Source organism: Xanthomonas boreopolis (genome assembly GCF_046529185.1).
Classification (GTDB): domain Bacteria; phylum Pseudomonadota; class Gammaproteobacteria; order Xanthomonadales; family Xanthomonadaceae; genus Pseudomonas_S; species Pseudomonas_S boreopolis.
The window spans coordinates 1,973,261-1,988,487 of sequence record NZ_CP097162.1; the positions used below are offsets into that span (position 1 = coordinate 1,973,261).

Here is a 15,227-nt window from a genome sequence, read left to right on the forward strand (position 1 = left end):
TTTTTGGGCCGATCGATACGTCAAGTAAGGATGACGTGAAGCGCCGTGCCGACGCGGCACCGATGCCCTTGCGTCGCCCCGAATGCGTGGATCAGCCAAGGTATCTCGAAAGATGAACGAGTCGAAGACGGTATGCCGTGCCGGCAAGAGCAAGGGCGTCAACCTGCCTGCGGGCGATGGCCGGCCGAGGTCGCTCCGCTTCAACCGGCTCTCCCATTCGATCGCGGCGCTGCTGCTGGTGGGCGGGGTGGCGGGCAGCGTCGCCGCGCAGCAGGCATTCAGCCCGGCCTGGTTCGCCAACAAGGGCGCGATACAGGGCAACGCGGCGGCCACCGGGTTGCTGCCCAACGGCCTGCCGGCCAATACGCTCACCGCGCCGCAGCAGCAGTCGCAGGCCGCGCGCGAGCAGCTCCAGCAGTCGATCGCCAATCTCAATACCGCCGCCCAGGCCATCGCACTGCAGCAGGCGCTGCAGCAACAGGCCCGGCAGGCGGCCTTGGTGCGTTCCTCGGACATCCCCAACGGCCTGGGCGAGGGCGGCCTCAAGATCGACGACGACGCGTTGACCAAGGGCTGGCTCAACGCCAACGCGCCGACCCAGTCCACCCAGGACGGGCGCGTGGTCGTGAACATCGGGCAGACCGCGGACAAGGCCATCCTGAACTGGGAGACCTTCAACGTCGGCCGCAACACCACGGTGAATTTCGACCAGCAGGCCGGCTGGGCGGTGCTCAACCGGGTGAACGATCCGTTTGCGCGTCCGTCGCAGATCCAGGGCCGGATCACCGGCAATGGCACGGTGTTCCTGCTCAACCGCAACGGCATCCTGTTCGACGGCTCCTCGCAGGTGAACGTGCGCAACCTGGTGGCCGCCGCAGCGACGATGACCGACGCCCAATTCAGCGGTGGCGGCCTGTACGGGGCCGGCAACACGCCGAGCTTCACCGACGCGGGCGGCGCGATCGCCGTGGAGCAGGGCGCGCTGATCCGGACCGCGGCGCCCGCCAAGTCCACCGATGGCGGGGGCTACGTGCTGTTGCTGGGAACGGAGGTCGCCAATGCCGGCGAGATCGCCACCCCCAAGGGCCAGGCGACGCTGGCGGCGGGCGACAGCTTCGTCATCCGCAAGGGCGTGGGCACGTCGGGCAACACCGCCTCGACCACGCGCGGCAACGAGGTGGCCGTGCTGCGCAATGCCGATGGCGTGGATGCGGCCGGCGAACCACTGCCGAATCCCTCCGGCACGGTACGCAATACCGGCCTGATCCAGGCGCGCGAGGGCGACGTGACCCTGGCCGGCCATGACGTGCGCCAGGACGGCGTGGCGATGGCCTCCACCACGGTCAACAACCGCGGCACCGTGCACCTGTTGAACTCGCGCAGCGATGCCAGCGGGCGGGTCGCGCTGGGCGAGGGCGCGGTGACCGCGGTGCTGGTCGAGGACGACGGCAAGACCACCGCGCTGGACGGCCAGCGCGATGCGCTGATCGAGGAATCGACCAAGCAGGATCTGTTGCGCCAACAGAGCAGCAGCGGCGCGTTCGACAACCTGTCGCGCCTGTCCGACCGCCGCGACCAGTCGCGCGTGGAGATCGTCTCCGGCGGCGATGTCGCCTTCGAACGCGACAGCCTGACCCTGGCGACCGGCGGCCAGATCGCGGTCGAGGCGCAAAGCCGCGCCTTCGTCGCCGACCGGGCGCAGCTCGACGTGGCCGGCGCGGTGGGCGTGCAGGTGGCGATGGACAGCAACGCCATCAAGCTCAACGTGCAGGGCAACGAAATGCGCGATTCGCCGCTCAATCGCGACGGTGGGTTGCTGAGCAGCACGGTATGGGTGGACACGCGCGACCTGGTCTATGTGCCGGCCGGTACCGGCGGCTACGAATCCGGGCGCTGGTACACGCCCGACGGCCTGCTGGAAGTGGGCGGCTACCTAGGCAACCAGGGGCATCGCATCGGCGAGTGGGCGGCGCAGGGCGGCACCATCACGCTCGGCGGCAACGAGGTGATCACCCAGGCCGGCTCGACCGTGAACATCGCCGGCGGCACGCTGGACGTGCAGAGCGGCTACATCAACCAGACCTGGCTCCGCACCCAGGACGGCCAGGTCCACGCCCTGGGCAAGGGGCCGAGCAATGCGGTGTACGCGGGCCTGTACACCGGCTACACGCTCGACCATGCCCGCTGGGGCGTGAAGGAAGACTTCTACAGCCCGATCCTGGCCCCGCAGCGGCGATTGGAGAACGGCTATACGGTCGGGCGCGATGCCGGTCGATTGGTCATCAGCGCGCCGACCGCGGTGCTGGAAGGCGATATCGTCGCCGACGTGTTCAACGGTGGGCAGCAGACCGGCGCCCGTGCCGATGGCGCCACCGATGGCTACAAGCTGGGGCAGAACACGGTGGCCAGGGCCGGCTCGCTGGTCCTGGGGCGCTACGGCCTGGACACGAGCGCGCCGAACGGCTTGTTCGACGTGAACGTGAAGATCGGCCAGGTGGACGATGTCGCGTCCGCGCTGGCGGCCACCGATGCGCTCGCCGAGGACCGCATCGGGACGGCCTGGCTGGACGCGGACCGGCTCAACCGGAGCGGTTTGGGCGGGATCGAACTGAAGACGCGCGACAGCATCGGCATCGAGCGCGATCTGATCCTGGCCGATGGAGGTTCGGTCGCGTTGGTGGCGCCGACCATCGACATCGGCGCCGGTATCACCGCGCGCAGCGGCAGCATCTCGGCCACCAACTATTTCGCCGGCGGCACCGGCCAGGGTGCCGAAGAATTGCTGTCCGACAGCGGCGGCTCCGCTTCCATCGCGCTGGGCGAACACGCCACGCTGGACGTGCGCGGTCTGTGGGTCAACGACACTATCGGGCCATCGCGCCCCGGCGCGCTCGCACGTATCGACGGCGGCACCGTGTCGCTGTCTTCGTATGCAGACCTCACGCTGGCCGCAGGAAGCCGCATCGACGTCTCTTCCGGGGCGGCCCTGCTGGCAGGCAACAAACTGCGCGGGGGACGTGGTGGCGATGTCAGCCTCAGTCCTGCCGCTCGCGCCGGTTTTGTGCCGCTCGACAGCACCTTGGCGCTGGATGGCGAGATCGCCGGTTATGGCGTCAAGGGCGGCGGCACGCTCAAGATCGAAACCGCGTCCGCGATCGCCATCGGCGGGACGCCGTCGGGCACCGATGGCATCGCGCTGTCCACGGATCTGTTCCAGTCCGGCTTCTCGCAGTACGACATCAACGGCTATGGCGGCTTGACGGTCACCGAGGGTACCGCACTCGACGTGGCCATGCCGGTCTATCGACTGGGGGCCAGCGGTACGCGCGGGCCGACGGGGACCGATCCGGCGGAGGTGCTCGAACGCTGGACTCCACCCGTCTACCTGGAGGACCCGGCCAAGGGGGCAATGACCCAGCGGGGCGGCGCGAGCCTGAAGCTGGGCACCGGCAACCATGCCACGCTCAATGGCACCCTCGACATCGGCAAGGGCGCCGTCGTCACGGTCGATCCCGGCGAGACCATCGAGCTCAGCGGCCGCAAGCAGATCACCATCGACGGTGCGCTCAATGCGTGGGGCGGGCGCATCGCGATCACCGATCCGGGTATGGGGAATACCGGCGCGGGCTATGCTTCCGCGCCGCATGACACTTCTGTCTGGATCGGCGACGAGGCGGTGCTGGACGTCGCCGGACGCAGCCATGTCGCCCTCGACGCCAACGGCCGGCGCTACGGCGTGGTCCAGGACGGCGGCTCCATCGAGGTGGGTGGCGCGCTGGACTGGGAAGATACGCAGAATAATCCCAATCGTCCGTCCGATCGTTTCCTGGTCATTCGCCCAGGTGCGGTACTGGATGCTTCCGGCACCAGTGCGATGTTGAATATTCCAGCCGCAAGCATGGGAGGCATCACGCGGTCGCGTACCATCGCCAGTGATGGTGGTTCGATCATTCTGCGCTCGGCCAACGGTCTTTATCTCGATGGCACGATGCGTGCAGCATCCGGCGGCGAGGGTGCGTCCGGTGGCACGCTGGGCATCGCGTTCACCGGGGCTTGGTGGTACGGCACGCCGGACCCGGCCGTGCAGGTCGCGCGCCAACTGGTGCTGTCCCAGCAGCAGGGCGAGAGTGTGCTTGCCGCGAATCTGCGGCCTGGCGAGTCAGATTCCGGGTTGGTCTACGGTCATGCGGAACTTGGGGTCAACCGCATCAAGAATGGCGGTTTCGATCACCTGTCGCTGGCGTCTTCGTTGGCGGTGGATGGGGATGTCTCACTGGCGCTCGGTGGCAGTATTCGCCTTCATGGTGATGTGAGCATGACGGAGGCTTCGCCGGAGGGTTCCGTGCTGTCGGTCAAGGCGCCTTATGTGCGCTTTGCGCAGGCCGAATGGAACAGGATTGAAGGGAACAACGTCATCAGCCCTGTCATTGGGACCATAAGAAGTGGCCAGGACGATCGCCTGTGGGTCGAGGCCGATCTTGTCGACCTGCGCGATACGGTCAATTTTGCCGGCTTCGATGATGTCGCTTTGACCAGCCGCGGTGACATCCGTTTGTTGAACAGCTTCCAACAGGCTCCCATCAGCCAAACCTGGCCAACCCAGCTTCTCGCGCCATCCAGTCTGACTCTTACCGCAGCGCAGATCTATCCGGCCATGAATGCGAGGGCTCGCATCGCGGTCGGGTTACAGCCGGAAAACGTTGGTACTGGGCAGATCAACATCGTCAATCCCGACGGCCGGTTGAGCATCCGCTCCATTGCTGGTTCGCTACCTGACGTTCCCTATTCGGCATTCGGCGCGCTTTCCCTGGCGGCTGCCCAGATCGACCAAGGCGGCGTGGTGCGTGCGCCGCTCGGCAGCATCCTGATCGGGGCGAACGCAGACATGGGCTCGGGAACGTTCAGTTCGCGGGTGGACTTCCTGCCCGGCAGCCTCACGTCGGTCAGCGCCGCAGGGCTGGTGATGCCTTATGGCGGTACCGTGGATGGGATCGTTTATCAGTACGATGGCAACGAGCTCACCTTGGATGCAGTGAGCGACCGGAACGAGAATGACATCAAGCGCGGCATTTCCCTGCGCGGCGAGGCGATCGAAGTACAAGACGGAGCCGTACTGGATTTGTCCGGTGGCGGCGAACTGACGGGGGCAGGTTTCGTCAGCGGACGTGGTGGTTCGGTGGACGTGCTGCGTACTGCATTGGCCAACGCAGGCCCTGCCTACGGTTTCAGCGGATCGGACAATGCGGTCTATGCCATCGTTCCAAGTTTTGCCGGCAGCTATGCGCCAGTATCGCCCGATGCAGGAGCGGGCAACCCGGCGATTGGCCAGCAATTGACGATACCGGAAGGCGTCCCCGGCTTGCCGGCAGGCACTTATACGCTGATGCCGTCAACCTATGCGTTGTTGCCTGGCGCGTTCCGCGTCGAGATCGGCGGGCCCAGTCAAAACGGATTGGCCGGGGTGACCGGAACCGGGACGGGTTCCTACGTCGTGGGTGGCGTGCTCGGGTTGGCCAACACTGGCACTCGCGATGCGCTGCCGAGCCAAGTCGTCCTGACACCTGCGGACACGGTGCGCACCCAGTCCTCCTACAACGAGATCAGCTACAACGCCTTCGTGCTGGCCGATGCCAAGCGGCGGGGCGTAACCCGTGGCATGTTGACCAGCGACGCCAAGACGCTAGACCTCAATCTGGCCAGTGGTGCTGGGCTGGGCGATACGCCTGCGCTCACTTTTGATGGCGAAGCGCGCTTCGCACCGAAGACTGGCAGCGAAGGTTTTGGTGGCAGCTTGTTGGTGCGCACGTCCTCGAATTCGCGCATTGAGATCCTGGCCGACGGCCAGGCGCCAGTGAGCATGGACGGCGTGGCGCTTTATGCCAGCGATCTCAATGCCTTCGGCGCTTCGCGAATGATGGTGGGGGGACTGCCCTATCTGAACGGCGGATACGGCGGCAATCTGGTGCAATTCATCGACGGCGCCCACGACGTGACGTTGCGATCGGGAGCCGTGTTGTCCGCTCCCGAGGTTTTCCTCGTTGCCGGTGGTGGTGTATCCGGCAATATTCTCGTGGAGCAGGGTGCTTCGATCGCCACGCTCGGTCGCGGCAGACCGTCCTACGACTCCAGCGATGGTTTCCTTTTCGCGCCTGCAAGCCAGTCTGTGCTCGCGGTATCCAATGGCTGGATCAATCTGCTCGCTCCCACTTTGACCGGCAGCACGCCGATCGATATCGGCGGCTGCGCCTCGATCTGCTCCGGCAACACCACGCTTTACACGGAAGGCACGATCGCGGTTTCGACCAATGAGGCCTTCACGCTGCGCGACAACCTGAGTTACGGCGCGCGCAACCTGGTGTTCGGCGTTTCCGCGGTCAATCTCGGTTCGACCCAGGCCTTGAGCGAAGCCGCCGCCGCCGGCCATCTGCCGCCCGGCATGTCGCTCAACCAGGACGTGTTGTCCGGCCTGCTCAATGGCAACACCGCCACCGGCACGCCCGCGCTGGAGACCTTGGTGCTCAACGCGCGCGAATCCTTCAACCTGTTCGGCTCGGTCGAGCTCAATACCCTGGCTGCCGGCTCGGGTAGATCCTCGGTCCAGCGGTTGGTGTTCGGTACGCCGGCCATCTATGGCTACGGCTCGGCGAACGACACCGCCACGATCACCGCAGGCGAGTTCATCTGGTCGGGCGCGGTGGCCGCCGATGCCAATCCGCTGCCCGGCGTCGCGACGCCCGCTGCGCCAGGCGCGGCGATGCGCGACCTGCTCGGCGACGGAAGCCTGGATATCAAGGCCGACCGCATCCTGCTCGGCTACGCCCCCAACACCCAGCCGGCGCCTTTGGTATCCGCCGACCGGCTCGCGCTTGGCTTCGGTTCGGTCAACCTGAGCGCCCGCGAGGCGATCACGTCCAGCGGCAAGGGTTCGCTGGCGGTGTACCACCGGCAAGGCGATTACGTCGCCGGCGAGGGCTGGCAGTACAGCGGTGGCGACCTGACCCTCAACAGCCCGCTGGTGACGGGCGAGTCCGGCTCTGCGCTGCGGGTGTCCGCGGGCAATGCGATCGCGTTGACCGGCGCCGGAACCACCGCGGGCAACGACGCGCTCGGCGGCGAACTGCAGCTGTCGGCCCGGACCATCGATATCGATACCACGGTCGCGCTGGCTTCCGGCAAGCTGGGCCTGGACGCGGCCGGCGACATCCACCTGGGCGACAACGCGCGGATCGACCTGTCCGGTCGTGAAGTCCGGATGTTCGACGTCAAGAAGTACAGCTGGGGTGGCGATCTCGCCATGGCCAGTGCCGGTGGCGATATCGTTGCATCGGCCGGTTCGGTGATCGACCTGTCGGCCGAGCACAACCGCGCCGGTGCCATGACGGTCACGGCGCTGGGCGAGGGTGCGGGACGGGTCGACCTGGCGGGCACGATCCTGGGTTCGGCCAGCGGCCAGCACGATGTGGGCGGTACCGTGGTGCCCTATGACGCGGCCCAGCTGACGTTGCGTGCGCAGACGCTGGCCGATTTCGCCGGGCTCAATACGCGCCTGAACGAGGGCGGGCTGTTCGGTGCGCGGCGCTTCCAGATCAAGCAGGGCGATCTGGTGGTCGGCGACGGCGTCAAGGCGCGCGAGGTGCAGATCGTGCTCGATGGCGGCGATCTCACCGTCAACGGTACGATCGATGCGTCCGGTTATCAGGTCGGCGCGATCCGTCTTGCCGCGATGGGCGATTTGACCATCAACGGCTTGCTGGATGCGCATGCCACCGGTCTGCGCGTGGACAGCTACGGCAAGATCATCGACAGCCCCAACCGCGCCGTCATCGATCTCACCAGCCGCGAGGGCACGCTGACGCTGGCCGACAATGCGGCGATCGACCTGCGCGCCGGCACGGCCGTGCCGGTGGGCAAGGCCGCCGGACAGAACGACGGCGTGGCACGCGGCACGCTCGATCTCAACGCTGCGCGCGTGGGCACAGACGACGTGGCGATCCAGGTATCTGGTCCGCTCGACGTGCGCGGTGCCAAGATGGTCGCGGTGAACGCGTTCCGCAGTTACGACGATGCGCCGCTGGCCGAGCTGCCCGACGTCTCCGGCTCGCGGCCGCAACTCATCACGCAGGGCTATCTGGACCGGATCGATCTCGACAGCCAATCGTTCATCGACGCCGCGCTGGGCAATGCCGCCCTGAGTGGCCGGCTTGCCAATCTGGGCGACCATCACCTGCGCCCCGGCGTGGAAATCGTCAGCAACGCCACGACCAATCCGACCGGCAACCTCACGGTATCCGGCGATCTGGACCTGTCCGGCTACCGTTACGGGCCGCAGGCGAATCGTGCCGATCCGGCGTTGCGCGGTTTCGGCGAGCCCGGCGTGCTGGTCCTGCGTGCGGCGGGCGACCTCAACATCCACGGCAGCATCAATGATGGCTTCGCGCCACCGCCGGACAACCCCGACGAGAAGGGCGCCGGTTGGGTGTTGAGCGAGACGCGCGACAACATGGGCGCCGGCAAGACGCCGTTCGGCGGCGATATCGTCATCCCGATCGACGGCGTGGTGCTGGACACGGGAACGCAGTTCCCGGCCGGCGCCACGCTCAACTACGACATTCCGGTGCGGGCAGCGACATTGCCCGGCGGCACCACGCTGCCGGTCGCGGTGACGTTGACCGGCACGTTGACGTTGGCGGCCGGTCAGGTGCTGGCCGCGGACGTCGTCACGGCCGACGGCACGCATCTCAAGGCGGGCACGGTGTTGCCGGAGGCGCTGACCCTGACGGCCGGCGCGCAGCTCGGTGCAGGCACCCATCTGCGCGACAGCGCGGCGGTGGCCGCCTTTACCTGGCCGCGCGGCGTGCCGTTGCCGATGGCGTTCTCCACCAGCGGGCGGATCACGCTGGCGCGAGGATCGTTGATTCCTTCCATGACCAAGGTCGAGTTGGTGAACGACGAACCGGTCAACCTGTGGCCGGTAGACGCGGACGGGCACCAGAACCGTCGCAATTGGGCGCTGGCGGAAATGTTGCCGGAAGGCACGACGTCGTGGGACTTGACCGCGGTGGCCGGCGCCGATCTAAGTTCGGCGGATGTGCGGGCGCTCAACGTGGCCAGCAAGGGCGATATCGTGCTGGCGGATACGCATTATGGGATCAATGGAAAGACGACGATAACGACGATCGTCACGGGAGTGCGTGTCCTCAGCGCGGCCGGCTCAAGGGATCTTTTCGGCGACGAATCCATGGCAGGAAAATCCGAAGAGGAGGTGGTCGAATTACTCACTGGAAGCAAAGGAACCTTCCTGGATGCATTCGGTATCTCCTTCGAGGACTACTGCGCCGCGGGCGACTTCTGCGCTGCTGGAGGAAAGAGCGTTCTCAGCGCGGCAGGCTCAAAGGATCTCATTGGTGACGAATCCTTGGTTGGCAAGACCGAGGAAGAGGTCGTGGAGTTTCTTACGGGAAGCAAAGGAACCTTCCTGGATGCGTTTGGTCTTTCCTTTGCCGACTATTGCGCCGCTGGTGACTTCTGCTCGATCCAGGGAGGCGAAACGGAAATCATAAAAACATATGCATTTTCCCCGGATTACCCTCTCTATAGCGTATTCCGAACGGGTGCTGGCGATCTGAGCCTTTTGGCTGGTCGTGATGTGCGAATGATGTCTGTATTCGGCATCTATACCGCAGGAACGCAGGCCTCGCTGCCCGGTGGCGAGGCTGCCAACGCAGCCTTCGACCTGCCGCGCGGCACGCGTGCGGGCACGACGTCCATCCTGGGCGATGTGGACGAGAGCATGGATTACTCCGCCGCGTTGGCTGCCTACCGCGCCTGGTATCCGGACCAGGGCGGCAATGTACTGGTGTCCGCCGGGCGCGACGTGGTGGGCGACAGCTGGGGATCAAGCGCTTCGAGCGATCCCACCGGCACGGAGGGTGCGGCCCTCTATGCCAGCGGTGCGGTGGGCAACTGGCTATGGCGCCAGGGGAGCGGAAGTACCGCGGGCATGGACGGCATCGCCACCAGCTGGTGGATCAACTTCGGTACCTACGTGAATGCTTCGACCGCAACAAAGGCCACGCCGCGGTTGGTGGGATTCACCGGTATCGGTGCATTGGGTGGTGGCAACGTCCAGATCGATGCGGGCCGGGACGCCGGCGTGGTCGAGGCGCGTGGCGACAGCGTGTATACGACCGGCGGTTACCGGGCGGCTCGTTCGCAGGGACTGGTGGCCGCAGTCGGCTCCACCGGTCGGGTGGTGGGCGACGAGCTGGTGCTGACCGGCGGTGGCGACCTGTCGATCAAGGCCGGCGGCGCTTTCAATGCGGATCTGCGGGCGACATCGCAGGAAAGCCAGAACGCGGTCCAGAACCAGAATATGGATCTCAATGGCGTACTGACCAATCTGCGCGGAGCCCTGGTGCTGCAGAGCGGAATGCTGGGTGGGCTCACTACAGGTTACAGCGGTAGTGGTGGCGGGATCCGGGCGGACGATCCCTTCACTCCCGCCGGGGGCGTCGCCATGGGTGGGCCAGTGCTGGTATTGGGTGACGCGGCGGCCAATATCGATACACGTGGTGACTTGGTGTTGGGAGGCGCCAGCGATCCCGGTCGCGTTGCCGTTCCGAATACCTCGCCTTGGACCTGGAACGGCGTCGATCGTGCGGGGCAAGGGCTGGGATGGTTCTCGCTCTGGACCAGGAATACCGCCATCAATCTGTTCTCGGCTGGCGGCGATCTAACACCGACCCTGTTGCCCTCTGCGAGCATGCGCGGAAGCAACGTAGAAGCCGAATGGACAGGGCCAAGTGGTAGGCAGTACTTGCTTTATCCGTCGATCTTCTCGGCAGTGGCTGCGGGTGGCGATATCAAGCTCGGGCGAGGCGCTTATTTGGATACGAATCCGACTTTCGAGAGCCCTACGGATAGCATGCTGCTATTGGCACCCTCGACGAATGGTGAGTTGGAACTGCTGGCTGGCAACGCCATCTATGCCATCGGCCATACCTATTCGATCGGCACATCCGGTGCGGATGCCGTACTCCCGTCGCCATTCGCGCCTGCCTTCGCAGGCTACGGCAGTGATATGACGCGCCCTCTTACGTCGAACCTGTCCGTCGACGGCTTTAATCATGGGCCCGAGAGCTACGCTCCCTTGTTCGCCTTCGGGCCGAACACGACCGTCAACACTGCATTGCATGCAGGCAACCCGACGCCCACGCGCATCTATGCGGTCAATGGCGACATCGTCGGCGTGAATTCCGGTGCGATCCGGACCGCGGCGGACCTGCGCAATACGTTGAGGGGCGAGCGAACGATCACCACGTGGTACGAAGCCGGCGCGCCGGTGTGGATGCGGGCCGGGCGCGACATCCTGGGGGCCGATCTGCTGGCGGTGCACAGCAACGGCACCGACACCTCGCTGGTCGAGGCCGGGCGCGACATCGTCCATGCCGGGGTGCAGGTAGCCGGGCCCGGTTCGCTGGAGATCAGCGCCGGGCGCACGATCCTGATGGAAGACCGGGCCAGCGTGACCTCGATCGGTCCGATCGTGGCCGGGGATACGCGGCCTGGCGCCTCGGTCGCGATGATGGCCGGCATGGACGGGGTGGACTGGACCGCGCTGCGCGAGCGTTATCTCGATCCGGCCAATCTCGCCGACCCGGGCCTGCCGCTGGCCGACCAGCCCGGCAAGGTCGCCAAGACCTACGAGGAAGATCTGGCGAAGTGGCTGTCCGAGCGCTTCGGTTTCTCGGGTTCCACGGAGCAGACGCTGGCCTACTTCGACGGGCTCGCGCCCGAGCAGCAGCGCATCTTCCTGCGCGAGGTGTACTACAGCGAACTGCGCGAAGGCGGGCGCGAATACAACGATCCCGACAGCCGCCGCTACGGTTCCTACCTGCGCGGCCGCAACATGATCGCGACGCTGTTCCCGGACCAGGACGCGGGCGGGCAGAAGATCGAGCGCAGCGGCGACATCGTCATGTACGGCGGCTCGGGCGTGCACACCAACTTCGGCGGCAACATCGAGATGATGGCGCCCGGGGGCCAGATCGTGGTCGGCGTGCAGGGCGAGCCGCCGCCGGCCAGCGCCGGCGTGATGACGCAGGGCCAGGGCGACATCCGGCTGTTCAGCGAGCAATCGCTGCTGCTCGGCCTGTCGCGGATCATGACCACCTTCGGCGGCGACATCCTCGCCTGGTCGGAAGAGGGCGACATCAACGCCGGCCGCGGCGCGAGGACCACGGTGCTGTACACGCCGCCGCGGCGTACCTACGACCAGTGGGGCAACGTGGCGCTGGCGCCGCAGGTGCCGTCGTCCGGCGCGGGCATCGCCACGCTCAACCCGATCCCGGAAGTGGCGCCGGGCGACGTGGACCTGATCGCGCCGCTGGGCACGATCGACGCGGGCGAGGCGGGCATCCGCGTGTCGGGCAACGTGAACCTGGCGGCGCTGCAGGTGCTCAACGCGCAGAACATCCAGGTGCAGGGCGAATCCACCGGCCTGCCGGTGATGGCGTCGGTGAACGTGTCGGCGCTGACCTCGGCCACGGCCGCGGCCGGCAGCGCAGTGCAGGCCGCGCAGGACATGGTCAAGCAGCAGACCCGCCAGGCGCGCCCGTCGGTGATCCAGGTGCAGGTGCTGGGCTTCGGCGACCGGACCAGCAGCGTGGACAAGCCGCGTGGCCAATCGCAGCAGCATGCGTCCTACGATCCCGGCAGCGCCTTCCAGTTCCTGGGCAGCGGCCAATTGAGCGAGGAACAGGCGGCGCGGCTCACGGACGCCGAGCGGCGCAACCTGGGACGGTACTGAGGTCGAGGGCAGGGACGTGCCGGACGGCGTTCTCGCTGCCCGGCGACACGGATGTCCTGGAAAAGCTCCGCCGCATGGCGGAGCTTTCTTGCAGGAGCGCCCCAAGCCGCGATGGCTTCCCCATCGGGAAACCACGGATACGCGCCCGTACGACGCCATCCCCGCGCTGGCGGGGATCGAGCGCCCTTTGCGGTCGCCGGGAGCGCGTTCATGCCACGCGGCCGCGCCATTCCTGGGATGCCGGTTCTAGAGCAGCAATACCCGCCGATAGACCGCATTGCCGCGCTCGTCGCGCTGGCCGAGCGTCACTTCCAGTCCGGTCGCTTGCCTGGCCGGTGTACTGGACGGCAGCCGCTGCCAGCCGTGGTCGGGCTCCCAGGCGCGGATTTCGAAATCGGATACGCCTTCCAGTACTGCCACCGCCTCGGCGCTGGCCGGTGCCGGCAGCGGGAACCGGTCCGAGGCACGCGCGGCCGCGCGGTACAAGGTGTCGCGCTGGCGCCACCAGGCGACCCGTTGCCACCGGCCATCGCCGTCGGCGGCGCGGCGCACGATCTCGATCCGCAGCGGCGCCAGGCCCTGGCGCGTGCTGACCATGGCGTCCGGCAGCAATCGCCGCGGGATCGGACGCCCGTCCTCGTCCACCTCCGCGGGCTCGCCGCTGTCCAGCGGCGGCAATTCGGTCGTGGCGCGCGCGGCCACGTCGAGCTCGAACTGGCGCAGCGTGCGCAGGATGGCCGTGCTCTGCTCGCCGGACCGCTCCAGGCGCTGGCTCGAGCGGGCGACGCTGTCCAGGCCTTTCCAGCTGATCAGGCTGATGACGGACAGCAGCACGATCGCGACCAGCACTTCGATCAGGGTGAAGCCCGGCGAGCCGGGGCGCACGCCGTTCATCGCTGCGTGCCCCCCAGGTCGAGCGTGGCCAACCGGCGACGGAGGTCGTCCTGGACTTCGACGGTGATCGCGTACTCGCCCGGTGCGGTGCGCGTCACGTGCTGCACGCAATCGAACCGGAGGTGCCCCTGCGGGCAGGCGACGCGCAGCGTTCCCGGCGGTGGCGGGCTCAACTGCAGCTCGGCCAGCCGGTTCTCGGCCGCCATCAACGCCAGGGCGCGGTCGCGGAGCAGGCCCTGGTTGGACGTGGACACGCCGACCGCGCGCATGATCGCCACCAGCGCGATCGAGACGATGGCCAGCGCGATCATGACTTCGATCAGGGTGAAGCCGCCAGGCCGGCGGCGCATCGGATGGGGCGGGCGAGGACCGGGCGGCATCGGCGTCAATGGATCGAGAGCCGCCCCGAGGCGTCGCGCGAGATGTCCACGCTGGCGTTGCCATCGGACAGGCGGATCCGCCAGCTCGGGCCGATCCATTCCGGCGTCACCAACAGGCGCGGCTGCGGCGATACCCGGGTGCCGGCGGAGCGCCATGCGCGGGCGCGCAGCACGTCGTCGCGGGCGAAGGCGTCCGGTGCCTGGGCGGAGCGCAGGCGCCCGCTTTCCGGGAGCGTGCCGGCACGGACGAAGCGGTAGCCTTCGCCGTCGGCCAGCCAGACGATCGGCCGGCCGTCGATGCGGGCCACGCTCTGCGCGACGACCAGCGCCTGTGCCAGTTGCTGCGCTTCCAGGCGCAATGCGCGCGCCGGGTCCTGGGTCAGTTTCAGGGTGATCGCGGTGGTGCCGATGCCGACGATGACCAGCACGATCATCAGTTCGATCAGGGTGAATCCTCGCTGGCGCCGGCGGGCGGGCAGGAAAGGCAGGGCGCTGCTCATGGCGCATCCATGTCCCGTGTCGACCGGCGATGAGGCTAGCCGGCGAATATGATCGGCGTATGAAACATTCCCGTCAGCGGCGGGTGCTAGCGTCGGCGATCCCAGGCGGGAAACTCGGGGTCCGGTGATGAGATTCGGCCAGTCGGCGCTGCCTTCCGCATTGCTTTGCCTCGGCGTGGCAGGGACCGTCGCGGGTCTCGCGGGGTGGGGCTGGATGTTGCTGCGGCCGTTCCCGGCACCGGCGCCCGCCGGGCCGGCCGGTGCGGTTCCCGGCGACGTGCGCGAGGCCGCGCGGGCGATGGCGCACTGGTTCGAGCCGGCCGCGGCCACGCTCGACGTGCGCGCCAATGGCCTGGTGCACGGGGCCGGCCGCGACGTGGCCGTGCTTTCGGTCAACGGTGGCGCCGAACAGGCCTACGTGGTCGGCGAGAGCCTGGGGCCTTCGGCGAAGCTGCAGGCGATCGAGGCCGACACGGTGGTCATCGACCATGCGGGCACGCTGGTGCGGGTCGCGGTGCCGTCGTTGCCGGCCTTGCCCGAAGACGCCATGCAGCGGGCGGGCACCGCGCCGCGCTGAGGACCCTCCCGATCCGCGGACGGGCACGGCGCCCTAGGCAGGGCCGCCCCCGGGCGCTTATGGTCTGT

The 15,227-nt window shown here is 67.3% G+C and carries 5 protein-coding genes; 2 read left to right on the plus strand and 3 right to left on the minus strand.

The genetic code is table 11. The annotated features are described in order from the left end of the window. Positions 1-112: 112 nt before the first annotated feature. Positions 113-12,808 carry a filamentous haemagglutinin family protein gene (locus tag M3M27_RS08660; protein WP_434027796.1) on the plus strand — a complete coding sequence of 4,232 codons (12,696 nt, stop codon included), beginning with the start codon at positions 113-115 and terminating at the stop codon, positions 12,806-12,808. A 246-nt stretch (positions 12,809-13,054) separates the two neighbouring features. Here the strand turns inward: M3M27_RS08660 and M3M27_RS08665 are convergent, their stop codons facing one another. The 3 genes from M3M27_RS08665 to gspH are packed head-to-tail and all read right to left on the minus strand — an operon-like array spanning position 13,055 to position 14,582. Next, entirely contained in the window at positions 13,055-13,702 is a 648-nt protein-coding gene (locus M3M27_RS08665) for a prepilin-type N-terminal cleavage/methylation domain-containing protein (RefSeq protein ID WP_434027797.1), read from the minus strand. Next, positions 13,699-14,052, minus strand: coding sequence for a type II secretion system minor pseudopilin GspI (gene gspI / locus M3M27_RS08670; RefSeq protein ID WP_434027798.1), 354 nt, complete (start codon positions 14,050-14,052; stop codon positions 13,699-13,701). Before gspI ends, M3M27_RS08665 begins: the two co-directional genes overlap by 4 nt. A gap of 35 nt (positions 14,053-14,087) precedes the next feature. Further along, positions 14,088-14,582, minus strand: a complete 495-nt coding sequence (gene gspH, locus M3M27_RS08675; protein WP_140718655.1) for a type II secretion system minor pseudopilin GspH — start codon at positions 14,580-14,582, stop codon at positions 14,088-14,090. Between the two features lie 127 nt (positions 14,583-14,709). Between gspH and M3M27_RS08680 the strand changes: the two genes are divergently transcribed. Further along, positions 14,710-15,159, plus strand: coding sequence for a type II secretion system protein N (locus M3M27_RS08680; RefSeq protein ID WP_434027799.1), 450 nt, complete (start codon positions 14,710-14,712; stop codon positions 15,157-15,159). Positions 15,160-15,227: the final 68 nt, after the last annotated feature.